The organism is Nocardia sp. NPDC056564 (genome assembly GCF_042793755.1).
In the GTDB taxonomy this organism is placed as follows: Bacteria; Actinomycetota; Actinomycetes; order Mycobacteriales; family Mycobacteriaceae; genus Nocardia.
In genome coordinates this window covers 449,568-467,270 of the sequence record NZ_JBHTUR010000002.1, presented here as the reverse complement: position 1 = coordinate 467,270, position 17,703 = coordinate 449,568, and the positions used below count along the sequence as shown (strand labels likewise).

Here is a 17,703-nt window from a genome sequence, read left to right as displayed (position 1 = left end):
ACCGCCGACCGGCCTCGGTCAGAAGATGCGGAAGGTCCCGGTGAGCGTCCCGACGGACGCACCGGGGCAGGTGCCGTTCAGTTTCACCGTGCTGGTTTCCTCCGCGGCATGACCCGCGAAGTGGCCCGACTTGATGGTGATCGGAAAGACGCCCGGTCCCGAGCCTTCGGATTTGCTCTGCTTCGTGGCACTTTGGCTGATCTCGCTGGTCGTCTGGTCCGACCAGAGAATCGTCCCGGTGCCCTTGTGGCTCGTCACCGGCCCATCGCAGGCCACCTTCTCGGTTCCGGCGATGGCCATGCTGACCGGCGTGGGATCGCTCCCGGAAATGCTGGGCCCGGCGCAGCCTTCGAACGTGGTCGCGACCTGCCACGGGACCGGGGCGGCGAGCTTGCCGATGCCGACATTGAGCCAGGTGACCTCGCCGGTCTCCTTGCACGTGACGAGCGCATCGCGATCAGGCGCCGCGGAACCTTGCGCGACGCACAAGGTAGTCGCGAGCAGCGCGCCGGTGAGAACGGCGACGCTCGTCGTGCGGATGCTGAGGGACACAGTGACTCCTTCGGTTGGCATAGCTCCGAACTGGTCGATCGGCACCTCGAGAATTCGCGTTGCCGGCCACAACCTATTCGTCGCCGGGTGCGCCGCGGATGCTCGGCTGGTTCGGGAATCTGCCGGTTGGGAACCGGAAACCTTGGACCTCACCAGGATAGGAAGCGGTACTCTTTCGTCCTACGAACGCGCGCTGTCGGCGCAGGCGGGACCGAAGGGATGTGGTCATGGCAGGCAAGCGCACCGTCCTGACCGTGCGCTTGCGCCGGTTGGCCGCGATGCTGCACGAAATGCGTGAGCACGCCGAACTCAGCAAAGAAGAGGTCAGCGCGCAGACCGGGATCAACGTGACCACGTTGTACCGGATCGAGACGGCGCAGGCGCGGCCGCAGCGGCGCACCCTGCAGGCGATGCTCGACCTGTACGGCGTCACCGAGGAGCAGCGCGAGGACGCGATGGAACTGCTGTCGGACGCGCTGAAGCCGGGCATGTCGCGGGCGTACGAGGGCAGCGTGTCGGAGGTGTACGCGGCCTACATCAACTTCGAGTCCGAGGCGTTGTCCGCGCGGCACTATCAAACCTCCACCATCCCGGGGCTGCTGCAGACGATGGAGTACGCGACGGCGGTGATCGACACCTCGATGCCGAAGGTCGAGGCGGCGATCATGGAGGATCGGGCGCGCGCCCGGATGGACCGCGCCGCGAACCTGACCAAGGACGAGCCGCTCGAACTGTGGGTGGTGATGGACGAGGCGGCCATTCGGCGCACCGTCGGCGGGCCGGCGGTCATGCACGGCCAGCTGGATCGACTGCTCCAGGAAACCAAGCGCAAGAACGTGATCCTGCAGATCCTGCCGTTCGACGCGGGCGCGCATCCCGGCATGGCGGGGTCGTTCACGCTGCTGGACTTCCACGATCCGGCCGATCCGGAGCTGGTGTATGTGGAGGGCATCGCGGGTGACGAGCTGATCGAGGGGCATCCCGAAATACGGCGCTTCGGCGTCATTTTCGACCAGCTGCGCGCGATGGCGTTGAGCCCGCGCGACTCTGCCGAAATGATCATGGACGCCGCCGCCCGGATGGGCCGCTAAGTCCGGCTGGCCCTGCGGTATCCGACGGCGGCCGGCCCGGCGAACACCACGATCGCGCCGACCGACCAGGTCACGGTCGCCAGCAGGGGCGACCGAACCGCCCCGCCGAGCGAGAGTCCGCGCATGGCATCGATCGCGTAGGTCATGGGTTGATGCGCGACGATCGGTTTGGCCCAGGCCGGATACGCGGTCAGCGGCACGAAGCCGGTGCTGAAGAACATCATGATCGATGAACCGAGCGAAACCGCCTCCACCAGAGCCGTTTTCGCGCTGAAGACGGCAACCGCGGTGACCAGTGTCGCGAACCCGAGCCCGTACAGCAGCGGCACGCCGAACAACGCGATCCCGGCGAGCACCCCCTGTTCGAACCGGAACCCGAGCACCACGCCCACCGCGAACAACACCATGGTGCACAGCAGGATCCGCACCCCCTCCGCGACGATCCGCGAGGCCAGTCCGGACGCGCGATGCACCGGCAGCACCCACAACCGGGCCAGCAGACCCTGATCGCGTTCCCGGCCGAGCGTGATCGCGCCGGCCAGCGACCCCGACATCACCCCGACCAGCGCCACCATCGGCACCGACCCGTACAGCGCGCTCGCCCCGGAGAACGTCGAAATCTGCTTGCCGAGCACGGTATTCAACACGATCAGCAGCAACGCCGGAAAGACCAGCGACTGCACCATCGTCAACGGGTCACGCCACCAACGTAACAACAGTCGACGTGTCTGAATGACGGTCTGCGGCACCAGCAGCCGCCAGGTCTCGGTCTGCCCGTGCACCGAGGGAAGGTCGGCGGCGCGACCGGTCGTGGTCATTCCGACCTCCGCACGGCCACCACCACACCCAGCGCGCCGAACACCACGAGCAGCCCTACCGCCCACGCCACGCCGGGTCCCAGCACCGGCCAGCCGACGACACCCGCGTGACCGGTCGAGTCACCGATCAGCGCGCGCATTCCGTACACGAACTGCGACACCGGTTGATTACGCGCGAAACCTTGCAGCCACGAGGGAAATTGACGCGCTGGCGCGAGACCGGTGGACACCAGCCCGAGGATCAACTGCGGAAAGATGAGCACCTGCGTGATCGCCTCCGGGCTCTTCGCCAGGCTGCCGATCAGGTCCGCGCCCACGCACAACGCCAGCGCCACCAGCACCGCGAAGCCCAGGAATCCCGCTGTCTCCCAGAGGCTTCCGTAGAATCTGACGCCGATCACCCGGCCGCAGATCACCGCGACCGCCAGCGAGATCACCGCGCGATACATACCCGCGGTGATCCGGGCCGCCAGCGGTGCCGCCGCGGGCATCGGCATGGAGCCGAATCGCACGGTGAGCCCGTCCTTGGCGTCGCTGGCCGCCCGGAACGCGGCCGAGGTCGCGCAGAACGCCACCGCCTGCATGACGATCATCGGCATGAGGAACTGCGCGTAGCTGCTCAGCCCGTGCCCGTAAACGCTCATGACCAGGTTCAACGGCACATAGAACCCGAGGGTGAACACGGTCGGCGCGACCACCGCGGTCACCAGTTCGCCGTTGCGCCACGACGGCCGGATCAGGCGGCAGGTCAGCACCCACCACTGGACGACCGCGCCGATTCGCGGCCGTGACGGCACCGTCAGCAGGCTCATCTGCACGCTCTCATCCTGCGGATATCCCCGCCGGTTTGCCGGGAACCGGCGGTTGCCCGCATGTCGTGGGCGGCTGTCCTAGGAGATACCGAGATAGCGGGCGATTCGGTTCATCGGGCGACTGATTTCAGACGATTCGGGTACTTCATCCATCTGTCGCGAAACATCTGGGAGGGACCGCATGGCCGACGTCACCACACAGCGAGAAGCGGAACCGGAGCTGAAGCGGGTGATGGGGCCGTGGCTGTTGTTGCTGTTCATCATCGGCGACATCCTCGGCTCCTCGGTCTACGCGCTCACCGGAAAGGTGGCGCACGAGGTGGGCGGCGCGGTGTGGGTGCCGTTCGTCGTCTCCTTCCTGGTCGCGCTGGTCACCGCGATGAGCTACCTGGAGCTGGTCACCAAATACCCGAATGCCGCAGGGGCCGCGCTCTATACGCACAAGGCGTTCGGCATCCAGTTCCTCACGTTCATGGTCGCGTTCGCGGTGATGTGCTCCGGGATCACCTCCGCCTCGACGGCCTCCCGTGCCTTCGCGGCCAATTTCGCCGAGGCGTTCGACCTGGATATCGGCACCGGCGCCGTGGTCACGGTGATCGCGCTGGCCTTCATGGCGGTGATCGCGGTGATCAATCTGCGCGGCGTGAGCGAGGGCGTCAAGCTGAACGTGGTGCTCACCTGTGTCGAGCTGACCGGCCTGCTGATCGTCATCGGGATCGGCTGCTGGGCGCTCGGCGCGGGCGACGGCGATTTCAGCCGGGTCACCGAATTCGACACCGGTGACCGGACGGCCGTCGGCGGCGTCATCGCCGCGACCACGCTGGCGTTCTACGCGATGGTCGGCTTCGAGGACTCGGTGAATATGGCCGAGGAGTGCAAGCAGCCGAGCCGGATCTTCCCGAAGGTGCTGCTGGCCGGGCTCACCGTCACCGCGGTCATCTATGTGCTGGTGTCGATCACCGCGGTCGCGCTGGTGCCGGTGTCCGAACTCAGCCAGGGCGACACGCCGTTGCTGCAGGTGGTGCGGGTGGGCTGGCCCGCGTTCCCGACGCACGTCTTCGCGTACATCAGCATGATCGCCGTCGCCAACACCGCGCTGATCAACATGCTGATGGCCAGTCGCCTGCTCTACGGCATGGCCAAGCAGGGGGTGCTGCCGCGGGCGCTCGGGCGGGTCCATTCCGGTCGGCGCACGCCCTACATCGCGATCGTGTTCACCACGATGCTGGCGCTGGCCCTGATCGCGTTCGTCAGCGAGGTACCGGAACTCGGCGGCACCACGGCGCTGTTGCTGCTCGCGGTGTTCACCATCGTGAACGTCACCGTGCTGGTGCTGCGCCGAGATCGGGTGGCGCACGAGCACTTTCGCACGCCCACCGCGCTGCCGGTGATCGGCGCGCTGACCTGTGGATTCCTGGTGACGCCGTGGACCGATCGCAATCCGCAGCAGTACACGATCGCGGGCATCCTGCTCGCGATCGGCGTCGTGCTGTGGGGCGTGAATCAGCTGCTGATCCGATACCTGCACGCCGAGCCCGCCGCCGCGGAACCGCCCGCCGAATAGCGGATGCCGTTCCCGGACAGTGCACCAACTCACGCCGGGTTCGTCCGGATCCCTAGGTGACTAGTGCCGACCCTGTGAGTAATGTGGGCCGAGATGACCAGCATGGAAGCTCGTTTCGGTGACGCGACCCGAACCGTGCCCCTCCCCAACCCGTGGAACATCACCGCCTATCTCGCCGCCGTCGCCGCGCACCGTGGCCGCTCCATCAGCCTGCACACCGCGCCCAAGCCGTTGCTGAACGAGATCGGTTGTGGCGGAGGCGGTTTGTGGGTCGCGCGCAGACACGACGACCTCGTCATCTATGACGCGGAGGCGACCGGTCGCAATGCCGATCACATCATCCTGCACGAGGTGGGACACATGCTGCTCGGGCACGGCACCGAGGAGTCGGATCGCCGCGCGCCGGTGCCGCCCGCGTTGACGCTGATGCTGCCGTCGATTTCGCCGCAGTCGGTCGAGCACGTGCTGGGGCGCAGCGAATTCGGGGTCGACCGGGAGCGGGAGGCGGAGGTGTTCGCCGACATGACCATGGTCTATGCCACGTTGCCGCGGCGCCGGAGCCGCTCGTTCCGGCTGTTCGGGCGCAGGTAGGTCACCAGTGGTCGTACGGGTCGTCGGGTAATCGGCGGATGCCGTTGCGCAGATCGTCGATGAGGTCCTGGTAGCCGTCGGCCTGTTCCTCGATCTGCACCCAGGCGTCGTAGAAGACCGCCTCCGGAGCGAAGGCCAGGCCGGCGAACGCCTGCGCGGTCATGCCCGCCAGCCGGTCCACCAGCCGGCCGACGGTTTCGGTGTGTTCGGGCGCAGCGATCTCCGGGATCGGAGTCGCCAGCGCGACCCAGCGATCGATGGCCCGCACCAGCTGCGTGCGGCGGCGATCGATCTTCACCGCCTCGACCGCCGGCGTGCGTTCGCGCGCGAGGTGCAGCTGGGCCAGTTCGCCCGCCGCCTCCAGCATCGGATGGTCGGCGTGCGGGAAGCCGCGGAAAGCGGCGAGCAGCAGGTCCTTCCCGGGCAGCCGCCGGTCATAACCCATCGCGGCGCTCCCACCCGGCCGTGCGCCGATCCGCCCCGCCCCGCGGGTGGTGCCGAACCCCCCGCCGTTGCCGCAGTACAACCCGCACCTGGCACACATCGATAGCGTGAACGAGACTTCCCCCCTTCACTCCGATTTCACCCACTTCCGTTCGTCCGACACGCGCTGGTCAGCCACCTCCCCACCAAGACGCCGCCCCGGAAATCCGCCACGGCAAACCTGGAGTGACCACACCTTAATCTGCCACTCGGAAGTAATCACCTGCGGCTATGCCTATCGCGCCCGTCGCCCACACCAATCTCGGACGAGTCGGGCAAATCCCGCCCGGCGTGCAGTGGATGTGATGACGACGGTCGCCGGGCATTGACCGGAGCATGGTGGGGCGCTCTCGGGCTTCTGCGCGGTTTGTGTCCCGCTCCGCTAGGTGCGAGCTGTCGAGGGGAGATTGCTGCGGCGCCTTCGCGTGGGGTACCGGGTCCGTGCTACTCCCGGCCGGTTGGGGCGGAGGGACGCCGGGTGGTGTCTCGGGCTTGGATAGCGGCATCGATGTCGTCTACCGCGGTGCGAATCATTGTGCCGTAGGGGGATTCGGGGAGGGTGTGGAGTACGGCTCGGGCGGCCGCGAGCTCGCGTCGGGCGGCGGGGAAGGAGCTGAGTCTGCGGTAGTTGTCGGCGAGGTTGAGGTGCAGGGACGGGTAGAAGCCTTGGACGTCGAGGGCGGGGTCGAATTCCCGGGCTCGGGCGTTGGTCAGGGCGTCGGCGGCGTCCAAGGCGCGGACGTCCCAGGCGAGGGCTTCGGCGGCGTCGTCGTGGAGGTCGGCGAGGTAGTGGGCGAGAGTGCAGCGGTGCAGTGGATCGCCCTGTGGGCCAACGGAATTCCAGAGGGCGAGCAGGGATTCGCGAGCGGCGTCGGGTTGGCCTTCGTGGCCGAGGGCGACGGCGCGGGTGATGGCGGTCATGGTGTCGTCTGTCATGGGCTCGGGTCCTATCCGGTGGTCGGTCGCCAGGTCGGCATGGCCAGGGTGGTGAGGTCGCCGTCGGTGGCGGAGCGGATGACGACGGGGTGGTCGGCGGCGGCGATGTCGAGCATGAGATCCGGGCCCAGCGCGGTGTTTATCGCAGGGAGCAGAGTGGTGACTTCGAAGAAGAGATCAATGGTGGAGCCGGTGACGGTGGCCGAGAGGTGCTTGCCGGATACCGTGATTCCGGTCGGGCCGACCTCCAATTGCACTGTGGGGGATTCGTTTTCGAGGAGTTCGAGCAACGGTGTGCGGGGTGTCAGCACGCGGGTTCGGACCGGTGCCGAGCCGGAGAGTACCGCTCGATAGTCGGGGAATGGTTCGTCGATCACTCGGCAGCGCAGACTTCCGCCGGAAGCGTCGGCGTCGGCGTCGGCGAGCAACAGCGCATGATCCGTTGGGGCAGCGGCGATTTCGTTCGGACCGCGAAGCCAATCGGCGATCGGCGCTAGGTCGCGACCGTCGACGACCAGGGACCAATCGTCACCTTGCCGGTCCCGAGACACCAGAGTCCGGGTCGACAGCCGGTATCTGTCCGTGGCGGTGAGGGTCAACGAATTCCCGCTCGCCTCCAGCAGAATGCCTGCGAGAACCGGTATTTCGCGATTACTCGCCGCCGCGGCCCGCACTTGATCGAACGCCTCCGCCAGCATGGCCGCAGGCAACACAACCCGGCCGTCCACCGACAGCGTCCGCTTGATCGACTCGGCCACGACCGCGGCCGCCACCGCCCGCCGCTTCAGCTCACCGACGTGCGCGTCCAGCACCCGCTCGGCCCGCCCGACATCCCCGGACAAGATCTCCGAGATCGACTCGAGCGGCACCTCGATCGCCCGCAGCCGGCGAATCAGCATCGCGCGTTCCCGCTGGTCCTCGGTGTAGTACCGATACCCGGTGAGCGGGTCGACCCGGGCCGGCGGCAGCAATCCGCAGTCGTCATAGAACCGCAGCGCACTCGCCGTGAGCCCACTCGCTCGCGCCAGCACGCCTATCGTGATCAACTCATCAGCCACCCGGCCATCATGAAGTCTCAGGTAGGCCGAAGGTCAACCCGTTCGGTCGGTCGACCCGGTGATTGACGCTTCCCATCGTCTAGACCACGCCCATACGTCTTCCAGCGCGGCGCCGAGTTCTGTTCCCGCACTAGTGAGTTCGTAGGACTTGTCCGCGTTCTTCACGATCAGGCCCGTGCTCTGCAGGTGCTGCAAGCGCACCGACAGCATGCTGGAGGAGCAGTTGTCCATCCGCCTGCGCAGTTCGAGGAACCCAAGCCGACCGGGCGCCAACTCCCACAGCACGCGCAGAATCCACCGCTGTCCCAGCAGTTCCATCGCGGCCAGCACCGGCGCGTTCGCCGGATCGTTGGGCGGCTTCGCCCCGCTTGCGCTTCTCATTCAGAACTACCATAGTGATTCTGATTTAGAAGCAATCCGCCGGGCCGACGGTCCGCCATCGAGAGGGAAACGTGGGTCATCCAGCCGGACAGCGAGTCGTTCTGATCACGGGTGCCTCCCGCGGCATCGGCGCCGAGACCGCACGCATTCTCGCCGCCCGCGGCGACCACGTGATCATCAACTATCGGGAAAAGCTCAAGCGCGCCAAGACAATCGCGGACGAGATCGTCGCCGCCGGCGGCAGCGCCTCGACCGCGGGCGCCGACATCTCCGACGAGGCGTCTGCCCGCACCCTCGTCAATACCGTCGTCGAGCAGTTCGGTCGCCTGGACGTGCTCGTGCTCAACGCCTCCGGCGGCCTCGAACGCAACGCCGCCCCCGACTACGCCATGTCGATCAACCGCGACGCCCAGACCCGCCTGGTCGAACTGGCCGTCCCGCACATGCCGTCCGGCTCCCGCATCGTCTTCGTGACCAGCCATCAGGCCCACTTCCACGGCCGCAAACCCGTCCCCGCCGACTACGAACCCATCGCCGCCAGCAAACGGGCAGGTGAAGACGCCCTCCGCGCCATGATCCCCACCCTCACCCCGCGCGGCATCACCCTGCACATCGTCTCCGGCGACATGATCGACGGCACCATCATCGTCCAACTCCTCGAACGCCGAAACCCCGCCGCCGTTTCCGCCCGCCGCGCCACCGCCCCCCTCCCCACCATCCCCGAATTCGCCACCGCGGTAGCCGAAGCCACCACCACCCCCACCGAATCCGGCCACACCGTCTACATCGGCGGCCCCGACTACCTCATTCCCCAGCAACACTGACAGCTCCCGAAAGCGCACGGCCGCAACCCGCCCCGCCACCCAACGCCGACCCCGACCCCGACCCCGACCCGCAACCAAACTCCCCGCCGATGCCCCACTCGGCACCCCACTTCACCCAACGGGGCATCACCGCGCAAAAGTACGAAAGCACCCTCCGCCACATCCCACCCGGCGACCACCACTTCGCCGAGCGGGACATCACTGCGCAGGAGCACGAGAGGCCTTCAGCAGGGACCTGTCGGCGGTTGGCTATTGCTGACCAGTACCCCTGCAGCGGAAAACGTCTCACCGAGAAGCCGAATACGGCCTCAGGCGGCGGTTTGTTGATCTCCCGCTCGGTGGCTCTCGCGATCAGAAAACTCGCCGAGCGGGACATCGGTGCGCGGATGCACGAGAAGACCCTCTAGCGTGTCCCGCTCGGTGGCTACCGCCTCAACCAACGGGACCCAGTCGGGCATAAGTGCGAGAAGACCCTCCGCCACGTCCCACTCGGCACCCCCCTTCACCCAACGGGGCATCGCCGCGCTGAAGTACGAGAGCACCCTCCGCCACATCCCACTCGACGGCCACCATTTCGCCGAACGGGGCATCATTGCGCAGAAGTACGAGAGCACCCTCTGCCGCGTCCCACTCGGCAACCACCGCCCCATCGAGTGGGACATCGTGGCGGAGAAGCACGAGATGGCCCTCAACAGAGACCCGCCGGCGATTGACCATTGCCGACCGGTACACCCTGCAGCGGAAACCTCTCACTGAGGAAGCCGAGTCCGGCCACCGGGGGCGGCTTGCTGATGTCCCACTCGGTGGCTACCGCCTCAACCAACGGGACTCAGTGGGGCAGAAGTACGAGAGCGCCCTCTACCGCGTCCCACTCGGCGACCACCGGACCATCGAGTGGGACATCGTGGCGGAGAAGCACGAGATGGCCCTCAGCAGGGACCCGTCGGCAGTTGACCATCGCCGACCGGTACGCCCTGCGGCGGAACACGTCTCACGGAGGGAGCCGAGTCCGGCCACGGGCGGCGGTCTGTTGATGTCCCGGTCGGTGGCTCCAGCGATCAGAAACTTGCCGAGCGGGACGTCGGTGTGCGGATGTGCGAGAGGACCCTCTGATGTGTCCCGCTTGGTGGCTATCGCCTCAACCAACGGGACTCGGTGGGGTGTAAGTGCGGGAGGGCTCTCCGGTGCGTCCCACTTGGCATCCGCTAGTTCGCCGGGTGGGATATCGCCGCGCGGGAAAGGTGCGGTGCCCTCGCCGGGGGCTCGGTGGGCGATAGGCGGCTACCTGACCGGCAAACCCTTGCGCCGGAATACATCTCGCCGACGGATGCCGACTCTATCCTCGGTAGCGACCCGCTCACGCCCCATTCGGCGGCTCTAGCGATCAGACACTTCGTCGAATGGGACATCGGTGCGCGGAAGTACGGGAGCGCCCGCTGCCACGTCCCATCGGTGAACACCTCTTCGCTGATGGGGACATCACTGCGGAGACGTGCGAGAAACGCCCACTTTGTGGCCCGCGGGCGTGGGCGAGTACTCGAGGGCAGCCGACTGGGGGTGTGCGGCGGCAGCTGTCATCGGGTCCGGGTGGTGGGTGGTCAGGTAGGCCGAGGACTGGTTCGTTATCGATCGAGACGGCTCGCGTAGGCCCGACTCCTGGGAATCGGCGCAACGTCGGCAACGGCGGAGGGGTATTTCACCGGAGGGTGTCGACACGCCTCCTACCGGAGAGCGTCAGCATGCCTCTGCCGGAGATCGTCAGCACGCGTCACCGGAGAACGTGAGCACGCCTCGGCCGGAGAACGTCAGCACGCCTCCTACCGAAGAACGTCAGCACGCCTCGGCCGAAGAACGCCAGCACGCCTCCTACCGGAGAACGCCAGCACGCTTCACCGGAGAACGTCAGCACGCCTGAACGGTGGCGATGGGCTGGTCCCCAGCTTCAAGGGGAATCGCTCCGGACCTCGCCGCGGCGGTGGGCGGGCGCGACACGCCGTTCGTGTCGACCCGGCTGATCGCGTTTCTCGAGCCGATCGGACGGGCGGGGCACGGTTGGACAACTTGCCAGCGAACGTGCCGATGCTGGACGGGAAGTAGCGTGCGGAAGATCGGCGATAACTACTGGACCAGCTATTTCCGGATCGTCGGATCAGTTGACTCCGCAAGGGAAATGCGTTCAGCGCGCCACTCGATCAATCGCCCGGACGTGTTCGGCGAACCGCGCATAGCGGGCATTTTTAAGTGACGCTAAACGTAGCGCCAACAGATTTCGGCAGTATACGAACACCCGCGGAACCAACAAGGTTTAGGCTGTGCGCCGTGGTCGAACCCCAACCCTCCGTCGCGCCCCATCCCGATATCGCCCCGTTGGCCCCATTGCTCGGCACCTGGCGTGGCGGCGGGCACGGCGAGTATCCGACCATCCAGTCGTTCGACTACCTGGAGGAGATCCGGTTCGGCCACCTGGGCCGCCCGTTCCTCACCTACCGGCAGCGCACCCGGGCCGCCGACGGCAGCCGCCCGATGCACGCCGAAACCGGATATCTGCGCTGCCCGAGCCCGGACCGGGTGGAATTGATCTTGGCGCATCCCACCGGAATCACCGAAATATGCGAGGGCGCGTTGAACGTCGCCGACGGCGCCCTGCACATGGAATTCGACTCGACCAGCATCGGCCGCAGCAGCACCGCAAAACTCGTTACCGCCCTTGGCCGCACCTTTCAGCTCAAGGGCGACACGATCGATTACACGCTGCGCATGGCGGCGGTCGGCGAGCCGTTGCAACACCACCTCGCCGCCACCCTGCGCCGGGCCGACTGAAAAACACTATGCGCCAAGGCCGTTCATAGCCAGCTCGATGAATCGCCGCCAATCACCGCTACCGGTACGGATAGTCGCGGACAGGGCGCCGACCAGCATGTAGACATCGCCGACCGTTGCGTCGGCTCGGATGGTCCCGGCAGCGCGACCATCGTCGAGCAGATCACGCACGGCCGCTTCGAGTTCCGCCCTGGCCACGCCCCGCGGCTCCGTCTCCGAAGTCCCCCGTGCGGCCTCGATCGCCGCGGACAATCCACGGTCACTCGCCAGCACCTCGCCGACCCTGGCGAGATAGACCTCCACCCCACGCTCGGGTACCCGGCGACATTCGGTGCGCGCGTATTCGGCCAGCTCGGCGAACCGATGCTCGGCCGCCGCCTCGACCAGCGCCTGACGAGTGGGAAAGTGCCGATACACGGTGCCGACGCCGACCCCGGCCGCCTTCGCGAGTTCCGGCATCTGCACCTCATCGCCCCGCTCGGCGAACAATGCGCGCGCGGTCTCCAGCACTCGCTCTCGGTTGCGTCGCGCGTCGGTGCGACCGGTTCGGTTGGGCGGCAACGGGGTTGACAATGTGGCACTCCTCGGCGCTAATTGAAACGGAAGCGGATTCCGGTTCCATTATTGCACTCAGGAAGGTAGCTCGCCATGTCCAAGGACAGATTCCTCCTCCTCGATCCCGCCGAGGTCCGCCCCGGCCGGGTACCGCTGCCGCCCGCGTTCGCGGTCAAGGCGATGACCGCCGACACCGAAGGACGGTTCTCCCTGCTCGAAGTGGTGCTCGCCCGGCCGATCCCGCGGCACGTCCACGACGCGGCCGACGAGTGCATCTACGTGCTCGACGGCGAATTGGGTATCGAATTCGACGATCACAGCTACACCGCCGGAACGGGCTGCTTCACCCTGCTCCCCCGCGGCGTGCCGCACGCGCTGCACCCCGTCTCGACTCCTCCGCCCCGCGTCCTGCAAATCTCCTCCCCCGGCGGCTGGGAGCACTATCTCGAAGACCTCTTCGAAGCCGGCCCCGCGGTGCTCACCGACGGGCACCTGGACCCCGCGAAGATCAACCCGATCGCCGCCGCCTACGACATCCGCTACGAAGAGCGCACATAAGATCGCACTCCGGCGATCTCGGACAACCCTCCGCCCGCGCGGGGCAAGATCCGGAACATTGCCTGACCAAACGGCGTACCGCATGGATTTGTTTTCGAATTCGGCGAATTCCGCGAAATCACCCACCCGCGCGGAGGTAGTCTCTCCGAGATTCGCCGGAAATGTGATCCGAGGCACTTTCTTGCTGCACTGTGTAGTCAACCACTAGAGCTTGTTCGGTGAATCGATCCCGGTTTACGGTTCCGAAGTCAGCAAACTTTCAGAAAACAATGCGCAGGTAATCCCCGCGCGAACCAGCCAGAACCCTTCCCCCGTCGACACCCCTGACCTGAGGGAGCCGAACAATGAAGCGTTCCACCACAATTCTGGCCAGCGTGGCCATCGTTCTCGGCGGCGCCGCGACCGTCCAGATCCTCGACGGCGGCGACGCCGGCGCGGTGATCATGGACCACACCGCCTCGACCAGCAATCCGTCCGCACAGGACGGCGCGGCTCAGTAACCCGGTGGCAGCGCGGCGAACATATCGCGCGTGACCGCTACCGCGTTGTCGGAGCTGCCACCCTTGACCAATAACGTCGCGAACGCGATGTCCCCGCGATAACCGACGAACCATGAGTGCGACCCACCGTCGACCTCGGCCTCACCGGTTTTCCCGTACACCTCACCCTGATCGGCGATCCGCTCCGCGGTGCCGCCGGTGACCACCCTGCGCATCATCGCCCGCAGCCCGGAAACGACCTGCGGCGCGAGGGCGGGCGCGGCGTCGTCGACCGTCGTCGCGCGCCCGGCGATCAGGTACGGAACCGGCACCGAGCCGCGCGCGACGGTGCCCGCCATCAGCGCCATGCCGAGCGGGCTGACCACCACCTTGCCCTGGCCGATGCCGTCCTCGGTGCGCTGGATCAACTCGTCCGACGGTGGCACCGAACCGGAGAACGTGGGCAGCCCCGCCACCGTATACCCCGGTCCCACACCGAGTTTGGCGGCCGCGGTGTGCAGCGCGTCGCCGGGCAGCCGGCTGGCCACGTTGGCGAACGCGGTGTTGCAGGACCGTTCGTAGGCGGTGATCATCGGCGCGTCCCCGATGGTGAACAGGTTGTAGTTGGGAATCGTGCGGTCCCCGATGGTGATTCGGCTCGGGCAGGGCAGCACCGTGTCCGGGGTGGCGAGACCGGTGGACATCGCCGCTGCCGCGGTCACCGTCTTGAACACCGAACCCGGCGGGTACTGGCCGATGGTCGCGACCGGCCCGTCCCGATCCGCCGCCTTGTTCTGCGCGATCGCCAGGATCGCGCCGGTCGACGGGCGCAGCACCACCATCATGGTCTGCTCTTCGCGCAGATCGACGGCGCGTTGCGCGGCGTTCTGCACGTTGCGATCCACGCTGAGCGAGAACGACGGCGCCGGCTGGGCCGGCACCTCGGTGAGCACATCGGTGTCGGCGCCGTTCGCGTTCATGGTGACCACGCTCCAGCCCGCCTTGCCGTCCACCTCGGCGATCACCGTCTTGCGGATCTGCGCGAGCAGGTCCGGCGCGAATCCGCGATCGGTGGGCACCAGGTCCCACTCCGAGGTGACCACGACCCCGGGCAGGCCGATGACGTCGGTACTCACCTGGTCGAATTCGCTCTCGGTGAGCAATGCGACGGTGTACGCGCCTTTGACCGCCAGCGCCGCGTCCCGGACGGATTCGGGAGTCAGCTCCGGGTCGAACGGGCTCAGCGCCGCCGACAGCGCGGTGGCGACCGCGCCGGGGTCGGCGGCGTCGGCCGCGGTGAACGCGACCCGGGACACCTTGCCCGGCACCAGCACGTCGCTGCCCGCCTGCTCGTTCACCCGCGCGCGCGGCGCCGGGTTGGCGCGCAGCGACATCGTCTGGGTGTCGCCGAGCTTGGGATGGATGTTCGACGAGGTCCAGCGCACCTTCCAGCGACCGCCGCTGCGACCCATCTGCAACTGCCCCGTATAGCGCCAGGTCCGGTCCTTGGGCAGCTGCCATTCGTAGGTGTAGTCAACGGTCGCGGTGTCGCCGGCGACCCTGGCCGAGCCGGTGGTCGCCTTCAGCTTCTCCGCCTGCAGGTGGTCCCACGCGGAATTCAGTGCGGCACTGGCTTTTTCGGGTTGGTTGGTGAGGCTCGCCGCGGCGGCGAGATCGTGCTCGGCGAACGCCTCGACGAAGTCGTCGGCGGCGGGAACCGGCCCCTGCGGACCGCGTGCGCAACCGGCCGCGGGCACCGCGAGGAGCGCGACAGCCAGCGTGACGATGAGCGGTTTCCGCAGCGTCTCAATCCTGGTCGACATCGGCACCGATGGTAATAGCCAATGTTGGGCAAACCGTCGCGCCGCTCCGTGTTGCTTTCCACTGAAACAGCTTTCAGCGTCAACCCGGTCAGTCGAGCAGGATGGTGGCGAAGGTGGCGATCTGCCGGAAGCCGACTCGGCTGTAGGCGCGGCGGGCGACCTCGTTGTAGTCGTTCACGTACAGACTCGCGGTGCGCCCGGAGGCCACCACCGCGTTCGCGATGGTGGCCGTGCCCGCGGTGCCGAGCCCGGTACCTCGGTGTTCGGGATGCACCCAGACGCCTTGGATCTGGCCGGTACGCCGGGACAGCGATCCGACCTCCGCCTTGAACACGACCTCGCCGTCCTCGAAACGTGCCCAGGCGCGGCCGGATTCGATCAGGCTCTGAATGCGGCGACGGTAGCCGCGGCCGCCGTCACCCGCGCGCGGATCCACGCCGACTTCCTCGATGAACATGGCGATCGCGGCGCACAGGTAGCGGTCGAGTTCGTCCGGGCGTACGCGGCGGACCTTCGGGTCCGGCGTGGCCAGCGGCGGTTGCGCGAGCGCGAGCAGCGGCTGTTCACCGCGCAGTTCCCGCTCCGGACCCCAGTGCCCGGACAGCATCTCCCACAGGGGTAACGCCAGCTCGCGGCGTCCCACCACCGACGAGGCGATGCGTGGCCAGCGAAGTGCCCGGTCCGCGAAGGCGCGCAGCGCGTCGTGATCGCCGCGCAGCGGCACCAGGTTCGCGCCGGAGAAACACAGCGACTCCGCGGGTCCGCCCCGGCTCCACAGTTCGCCCTGCCCGCAGCGCGAACTGTCCAGGCCGAATTCCTGCAGCCGGGCGGCGACCATGCACGAGGCCACCGGATCGGCGTCCAGCACTCGGAGGACCTGTCCCAGGTCCCGATTCGCGAGCTGACGCGCGGGAACGTACTTCGCCCTACGCGTCGGCTCCAGCAGACTCCGCACGGTGCTAGCCTGCCACGAAAATCGACGATGTGGTACGGCTATGCCGAACGCAACAGTTCGTGATCTGTTCCGCCGAACCGGACCAGGCCCGGCTACCCACGGGCGGCGGCCTCAGCCGACCGTGACGACCGGCTCGCCCGCACCCGCGTCCACGCCCATTTGCTCGGCGATGCGCAGCGCCTCCTCGATCAGGGTCTCCACGATCATCGCCTCCGGCACGGTCTTGATGACCTCGCCCTTGACGAAAATCTGGCCCTTACCGTTACCCGAAGCGACGCCCAGATCCGCCTCGCGCGCCTCGCCCGGCCCGTTCACCACGCAGCCCATCACGGCGACCCGCAGCGGCACCTCCATGCCCTCCAAACCGGCGCTGACCGCGTTCGCGAGGCTGTACACGTCCACCTGGGCGCGACCGCACGACGGGCAGGACACGATCTCGAGCTTGCGCGGGCGCAGGTTCAGCGATTGCAGGATCTGGTCGCCGACCTTGATCTCGTCGGCCGGCGGCGCGGACAGCGAAACCCGGATGGTGTCGCCGATGCCCTCGGACAGCAGCGCACCGAACGCCACCGCGGACTTGATCGTGCCCTGGAACGCCGGGCCCGCCTCGGTCACGCCGAGGTGCAGCGGGTAGTCGCTGCGCGCGGCCAGCTGCCGGTAGGCCTCCACCATGACCACCGGGTCGTTGTGCTTGACCGAGATCTTGATGTCGCCGAACCCGTGGTCCTCGAACAGGCTCGCCTCCCAGAGCGCGGATTCGACCAGCGCCTCCGGGGTGGCCTTGCCGTACTTCTCCAGCATCCGCTTGTCCAGCGAACCGGCGTTGACGCCGATGCGGATCGGGATGCCCGCGGCGGCCGCGGCCTTGGCGACCTCGCCGACCCGGCCGTCGAATTCCTTGATGTTGCCCGGGTTCACCCGCACCGCGGCGCAGCCTGCGTCGATGGCCGCGAAGATGTAGCGGGGCTGGAAGTGGATGTCGGCGATGACCGGGATCTGGCTCTTGCGCGCGATCGTCGCCAGCGCGTCCGCGTCTTCCTGCCGCGGGCAGGCCACCCGGACGATGTCGCAGCCGGACGCGGTGAGTTCCGCGATCTGCTGCAGCGTGGCGTTGATGTCGTGGGTCTTGGTGGTGGTCATCGACTGCACGGAGATCGGGTGATCACTTCCGACCCCGACATTGCCCACCCGCAACTGGCGGGTCTTGCGTCGAGGAGCGAGAACGGCCGCAGGAGCGGCGGGCATCCCCAATCCGATTGTGCTGGTCACTTTCGGCTGCCTACTTTCGTACGTACATTGTGGGCCGTTCGCCTTCCGAGCTTAGTCGCGCACGCCGAACGACCACCCTGTGACGCCCACGACAACGTGCTGTCCCCCAAGTGCCGGCGACAGGGTACCGCGTC

19 protein-coding genes are annotated in these 17,703 nt (G+C 67.4%); 8 read left to right on the top strand and 11 right to left on the bottom strand.

Features of this window, described 5'->3' with window-relative positions; genetic code table 11:
• Positions 1–18: 18 nt before the first annotated feature.
• The gene (locus ACFQ9K_RS06220) at positions 19–552 is read right to left on the bottom strand and encodes a hypothetical protein (RefSeq protein WP_378715220.1); all 534 of its coding nucleotides are present in this window, start codon (positions 550–552) and stop codon (positions 19–21) included.
• Positions 553–779: 227 nt separating this feature from the next.
• On the opposite strand from ACFQ9K_RS06220, the gene ACFQ9K_RS06215 reads away from it, so the two are divergent.
• Entirely contained in the window at positions 780–1,643 is an 864-nt protein-coding gene (locus ACFQ9K_RS06215) for a helix-turn-helix domain-containing protein (protein ID WP_378715219.1), read from the top strand.
• On the opposite strand, the gene ACFQ9K_RS06210 is transcribed toward ACFQ9K_RS06215, so the two are convergent.
• Together ACFQ9K_RS06210 and ACFQ9K_RS06205 are read right to left on the bottom strand one after the other, a co-directional pair.
• Positions 1,640–2,461: an ABC transporter permease gene (locus ACFQ9K_RS06210; protein ID WP_378715217.1), complete on the bottom strand. Its 822-nt coding sequence runs from the start codon at positions 2,459–2,461 to the stop codon at positions 1,640–1,642. The two genes, ACFQ9K_RS06215 and ACFQ9K_RS06210, sit on opposite strands and share 4 nt — an antisense overlap.
• Positions 2,458–3,273, bottom strand: a complete 816-nt coding sequence (locus ACFQ9K_RS06205) for an ABC transporter permease (RefSeq protein WP_378715214.1) — start codon at positions 3,271–3,273, stop codon at positions 2,458–2,460. The genes ACFQ9K_RS06210 and ACFQ9K_RS06205 overlap by 4 nt, the downstream gene beginning before the upstream one ends.
• 181 nt (positions 3,274–3,454) lie before the next feature.
• On the opposite strand from ACFQ9K_RS06205, the gene ACFQ9K_RS06200 reads away from it, so the two are divergent.
• Positions 3,455–4,837 carry an APC family permease gene (locus tag ACFQ9K_RS06200; RefSeq protein ID WP_378715212.1) on the top strand — a complete coding sequence of 461 codons (1,383 nt, stop codon included), beginning with the start codon at positions 3,455–3,457 and terminating at the stop codon, positions 4,835–4,837.
• 93 nt (positions 4,838–4,930) lie between these two features.
• Entirely contained in the window at positions 4,931–5,428 is a 498-nt protein-coding gene (locus ACFQ9K_RS06195; RefSeq protein WP_378715210.1) for a hypothetical protein, read from the top strand.
• Between the two features lies 1 nt (position 5,429).
• On the opposite strand, the gene ACFQ9K_RS06190 is transcribed toward ACFQ9K_RS06195, so the two are convergent.
• The 4 genes from ACFQ9K_RS06190 to ACFQ9K_RS06175 form a co-directional block, all read right to left on the bottom strand.
• Complete coding sequence (locus ACFQ9K_RS06190; protein WP_378715209.1) at positions 5,430–5,873, bottom strand: DUF4254 domain-containing protein; 444 nt, start codon at positions 5,871–5,873, stop codon at positions 5,430–5,432.
• Positions 5,874–6,355: 482 nt separating this feature from the next.
• Positions 6,356–6,847, bottom strand: coding sequence for a hypothetical protein (locus ACFQ9K_RS06185; RefSeq protein WP_378715207.1), 492 nt, complete (start codon positions 6,845–6,847; stop codon positions 6,356–6,358).
• A gap of 11 nt (positions 6,848–6,858) precedes the next feature.
• Entirely contained in the window at positions 6,859–7,905 is a 1,047-nt protein-coding gene (locus tag ACFQ9K_RS06180) for a MerR family transcriptional regulator (RefSeq protein ID WP_378715205.1), read from the bottom strand.
• A 33-nt stretch (positions 7,906–7,938) separates the two neighbouring features.
• On the bottom strand, positions 7,939–8,286 hold the full coding sequence (locus ACFQ9K_RS06175) for a winged helix-turn-helix transcriptional regulator (RefSeq protein ID WP_378715203.1): 348 nt from the start codon (positions 8,284–8,286) through the stop codon (positions 7,939–7,941).
• Between the two features lie 71 nt (positions 8,287–8,357).
• Here ACFQ9K_RS06175 and ACFQ9K_RS06170 point away from each other — a divergent pair, with 71 nt between their 5' ends.
• The 3 genes from ACFQ9K_RS06170 to ACFQ9K_RS06160 all read left to right on the top strand — a co-directional run bounded on the left by ACFQ9K_RS06170 (position 8,358) and on the right by ACFQ9K_RS06160 (position 11,930).
• Positions 8,358–9,110: an SDR family oxidoreductase gene (locus tag ACFQ9K_RS06170; RefSeq protein ID WP_378715201.1), complete on the top strand. Its 753-nt coding sequence runs from the start codon at positions 8,358–8,360 to the stop codon at positions 9,108–9,110.
• Between the two features lie 89 nt (positions 9,111–9,199).
• Entirely contained in the window at positions 9,200–9,517 is a 318-nt protein-coding gene (locus ACFQ9K_RS06165) for a hypothetical protein (RefSeq protein WP_378715200.1), read from the top strand.
• Between the two features lie 1,912 nt (positions 9,518–11,429).
• Entirely contained in the window at positions 11,430–11,930 is a 501-nt protein-coding gene (locus ACFQ9K_RS06160) for a peroxynitrite isomerase (protein WP_378715198.1), read from the top strand.
• A gap of 6 nt (positions 11,931–11,936) precedes the next feature.
• Here the strand turns inward: ACFQ9K_RS06160 and ACFQ9K_RS06155 are convergent, their stop codons facing one another.
• Entirely contained in the window at positions 11,937–12,503 is a 567-nt protein-coding gene (locus ACFQ9K_RS06155; RefSeq protein WP_378715196.1) for a TetR/AcrR family transcriptional regulator, read from the bottom strand.
• A gap of 75 nt (positions 12,504–12,578) precedes the next feature.
• Here ACFQ9K_RS06155 and ACFQ9K_RS06150 point away from each other — a divergent pair, with 75 nt between their 5' ends.
• Complete coding sequence (locus ACFQ9K_RS06150; protein ID WP_378715194.1) at positions 12,579–13,043, top strand: cupin domain-containing protein; 465 nt, start codon at positions 12,579–12,581, stop codon at positions 13,041–13,043.
• A gap of 344 nt (positions 13,044–13,387) precedes the next feature.
• The gene (locus ACFQ9K_RS06145; RefSeq protein ID WP_364720668.1) at positions 13,388–13,543 is read left to right on the top strand and encodes a hypothetical protein; all 156 of its coding nucleotides are present in this window, start codon (positions 13,388–13,390) and stop codon (positions 13,541–13,543) included.
• On the opposite strand, the gene ACFQ9K_RS06140 is transcribed toward ACFQ9K_RS06145, so the two are convergent.
• From ACFQ9K_RS06140 to ispG, 3 genes are all read right to left on the bottom strand, one after another.
• Positions 13,537–15,345 (bottom strand): penicillin-binding transpeptidase domain-containing protein, encoded by a 1,809-nt coding sequence (locus ACFQ9K_RS06140; RefSeq protein WP_378715192.1) that lies wholly within the window; start codon positions 15,343–15,345, stop codon positions 13,537–13,539. The genes ACFQ9K_RS06145 and ACFQ9K_RS06140 overlap by 7 nt on opposite strands.
• Before the next feature lie 88 nt (positions 15,346–15,433).
• Positions 15,434–16,300 carry a GNAT family N-acetyltransferase gene (locus tag ACFQ9K_RS06135; protein WP_378715189.1) on the bottom strand — a complete coding sequence of 289 codons (867 nt, stop codon included), beginning with the start codon at positions 16,298–16,300 and terminating at the stop codon, positions 15,434–15,436.
• A gap of 111 nt (positions 16,301–16,411) precedes the next feature.
• Positions 16,412–17,569 carry a flavodoxin-dependent (E)-4-hydroxy-3-methylbut-2-enyl-diphosphate synthase gene (gene ispG, locus ACFQ9K_RS06130; RefSeq protein WP_378715187.1) on the bottom strand — a complete coding sequence of 386 codons (1,158 nt, stop codon included), beginning with the start codon at positions 17,567–17,569 and terminating at the stop codon, positions 16,412–16,414.
• Positions 17,570–17,703: the final 134 nt, after the last annotated feature.